The 3,218-nt window shown below is 64.4% G+C and carries 3 protein-coding genes; all 3 read left to right on the top strand.

Going from position 1 to position 3,218, the window contains the following annotated elements; genetic code table 11:
* The first annotated feature begins 171 nt into the window (after positions 1-171).
* The 3 genes from N7590_RS22005 to N7590_RS21995 all read left to right on the top strand — a co-directional run bounded on the left by N7590_RS22005 (position 172) and on the right by N7590_RS21995 (position 3,015).
* Entirely contained in the window at positions 172-1,110 is a 939-nt protein-coding gene (locus N7590_RS22005; RefSeq protein ID WP_053512168.1) for a nucleoside hydrolase, read from the top strand.
* A gap of 88 nt (positions 1,111-1,198) precedes the next feature.
* The gene (locus N7590_RS22000) at positions 1,199-1,441 is read left to right on the top strand and encodes a type B 50S ribosomal protein L31 (protein ID WP_005410871.1); all 243 of its coding nucleotides are present in this window, start codon (positions 1,199-1,201) and stop codon (positions 1,439-1,441) included.
* Between the two features lie 296 nt (positions 1,442-1,737).
* Positions 1,738-3,015: a citrate synthase gene (locus N7590_RS21995; RefSeq protein ID WP_164242503.1), complete on the top strand. Its 1,278-nt coding sequence runs from the start codon at positions 1,738-1,740 to the stop codon at positions 3,013-3,015.
* Positions 3,016-3,218 lie beyond the last annotated feature (203 nt).

Raw genomic sequence — 3,218 nt, 5'->3', positions numbered from 1 at the left:
CGCAACCGGACCCACCCCGCCATCCCCACAGGAAACCAGCTTTTGCCGTTGCTCTGGCGTTTGCCGTTGATTCGGCGGGTGCAGGGCGCAGCCCTGCCGAACCCCAACCCCCGTACTTGCAACGGTCATCATCCCGGTCCACACTTCGTTGCCGATCTGAAGACGGCAACGATGACCCACAAGATCCCCCTGTTGATCGACACCGACCCCGGTGTGGACGACGCCCTGGCCCTGCTGATGGCCTTTGCCGATGAACGGCATGACGTGGTCGCCCTGACCATCGCCGCCGGCAATGTCGGCCTGCAGTACACCGTCCGCAACGCCCTCAAGCTCTGCGATATCGTTGGCCGCGCCGACGTGCCGGTGTTTGCCGGCAGCCCGGATCCGCTGCTGCATCCCTCCGTCGACGCTGCCCACGTGCATGGCCGTGATGGTTACGGCGACGTGGACCTGCCGCCGCCGAGCCGCCAGGCCGAAGCCGAGCACGCTGCGCTGGCCATCCTGCGCCTGTCGCACGAACACGCCGGCGAACTGATGCTGGTGATGCTCGGCCCGCTGACCAACCTCGCGCTGGCGCTGAAGCTGGACCCGACCCTGCCCCAGCGCATCAAGCGCATCGTGGTGATGGGCGGCGCGGTCACCTGCCACGGCAACATCACCCCGGCCGCCGAGTTCAACATCGCCTTCGATCCGGAAGCGGCGCATGTGGTGTTCACCTCGTTCAAGCACCTGCTGGTATCGGACTGGGAAGCCACCGTCGCCCACGGCCTGCCGCTGGAGCAGGCGGAGCAGTGGCTGCAGGCCGATTCCGATCGCGCCCGCTTCTACGAGCTGATCTCGCGCAAGACCCGTGGCCTGTCCGAGGACAGCAAGGGGGGCCGCTGGTATACCGCCGATGCGGTGGCCATGGCCTGGGCGTTGAACCCGGAAGGGCAGCTGCAGGTCGAGTCGCGGCCGCTGAACGTGGAGCTGAACGGCACGTTCAGCCGCGGTGCCACCATCGTCGACTGGAACCGCCAGACCGGCCAGCCGGACAACTGCGATCTGCTGATGGCCTACGACCAGCAGCGTTTCGAGGCCCTGGTACGCCAGGCTCTGGGCGCGGACTGACGTCGATGTCCCGGTACCGGTTGCCCCGGGCGGCAACCGGTGCTTATAATGCCGCTCTTGACCACCAGCCCATTTACGGTGTGAGCCCATGAAGGCCGATATCCATCCGAACTACCGCGACGTCGTCTTCCATGACGTCACCTCCGATTTCAAGATCCTGACCCGCTCGACCATGGCGACGAAGGAAACCATCCAGTGGGAAGACGGCAACGAATACCCGCTGGTCAAGGTTGAAATTTCCTCGGCTTCGCACCCGTTCTACACGGGCAAGCACAAGGTCATCGACACCTCGGGCCGTATCGACAAGTTCCAGAAGCGCTACGCGCGCTGATCTGTCGATCCAGCTTCGAACCGACGGCCGCGCTCTGCGCGGCCGTTTGTTTTTCCCCAACGCCTGCCCAACGGGCGTTTGGATGGACGGAACACTGCGTTCGCGTGACAACGCTTTTGCCGATCCGGGCCGCTCAATGGCCGGGTTCTGGCCGCCTGTCGTCTACGACTTCTGTCTAGCGCCGGGCAAATGCTGCTGTGCGATAATGGCGTGATCCCCGGCACAGGCCGAGGACGTCATTCACGTGCCTGACCAATGCGCTTGGGCAGGCGCCTTCCCATGAAGGAGCGCACACAGTGTCCGATCTTGATCAGGTCACGCTCAACGCCGGCGATAAGTCGGTCGTTCTGCCCGTCATCAAACCCACCCTTGGCAACGACTGCGTCGACATCGCGAAGCTGACCAAGGAAACGGGGTATTTCACCTACGATTCCGGCTTCACCGCGACGGCCAGCTGCAAGTCCGCCATCACGTACATCGACGGCGACAAGGGCGTGCTGCTGTACCGCGGCTACCCGATTGAACAGCTGTCGGAAAAGTCGAGCTACGTCGAAGTGGCCTACCTGCTGATCAACGGCGAGCGCCCGAGCGCCGAGCAGCTGAAGGCCTTCACCGACGAGCTGGCGGCCGAAGCCAATGTCGATGCGTCGATCAACACCCTGATCGGCAGCTTCGCCAAGGATGCCCACCCGATGGCCATCCTGACCGCCGCCATCGCGCAGCTGTCGGGCATCTACCACACCTCGCTGGACCTGTCCGACGCCGAACAGCGCCGCCAGGCCGCCGTGCGCCTGATCGCCAAGGTGCCGACCCTGTCGGCGCTGATCTACCGCCACGGCAAGGGCCTGCCGGCCAACAAGCCGGACACCTCGCTGGATTACGTCAGCCGCTTCCTGAAGCAGACCTTCGAGTCGGCCGACGGCCAGTACGAGCTGAACCAGGACGTGGTCAAGGCGCTGGACCTGCTGTTCATCCTGCATGCCGACCACGAGCAGAACGCGTCGACCTCGACCGTGCGCCTGGTCGGTTCGACCGGTGCCAACCCGTATGCGTCGGTCGCTGCGGGCGTCACCGCGCTGTGGGGTCCGGCCCACGGCGGTGCCAACGAAGCCGTGCTGAAGATGCTGGAAGAGATCGGCACTGCCGACAACGTCGAGTCCGCCGTGCTCAAGGCCAAGGACAAGACCTCCGGCTTCCGCCTGATGGGCTTCGGCCACCGCGTCTACAAGAACTTCGACCCGCGCGCCAAGGTCATCGGTGAGATGACCGGCAAGGTGCTCAAGCAGCTGGGCGTGCAGGATCCGCTGCTGGACGTGGCCGTGAAGCTGGAACAGGCCGCGCTGCAGGACGAGTATTTCGTCGCCCGCAAGCTGTACCCGAACGTCGATTTCTACAGCGGCATCATCTACAAGGCGCTGCAGATCCCGACCGAAATGTTCACCGTCATGTTCGCCCTGGGCCGTACCTCCGGCTGGGTGTCGCATTGGCTGGAACAGCAGGTCGATCCGGAAATGAAGATCGGCCGTCCGCGCCAGGTCTACACCGGCAGCGACGTGCGCGACTACCAGGGCTGATCGGCCGCAGTAGGTTGTGCTGAAGACGCCCCGCATCCGCGGGGCGTTTTTTTTTGCCTGGCGTTGGTAGGTGCCAACCTTGGTTGACACGCATTCGGCCCAAACCATCCACGCATGGCGTGGATCTACTGGCGCCCCGCTTCGGTAGGTGCCAACCTTGGTTGGCACGCATCCCGCGCAAGCCATCCACGCATGGCGTGGAT

The organism is Stenotrophomonas sp. GD04024 (genome assembly GCF_029837545.1).
Classification (GTDB): domain Bacteria; phylum Pseudomonadota; class Gammaproteobacteria; order Xanthomonadales; family Xanthomonadaceae; genus Stenotrophomonas; species Stenotrophomonas forensis.
This window is presented reverse-complemented; position numbering and strand designations above follow the sequence as displayed.

Bases quoted from the DNA above. Each gene is read 5' to 3' on its own strand.
- N7590_RS22005 (WP_053512168.1), top strand. From the start codon at position 172: ATGACCCACAAGATCCCCCTGTTGATCGACACCGACCCCGGTGTGGAC.
- N7590_RS22000 (WP_005410871.1), top strand. From the start codon at position 1,199: ATGAAGGCCGATATCCATCCGAACTACCGCGACGTCGTCTTCCATGAC.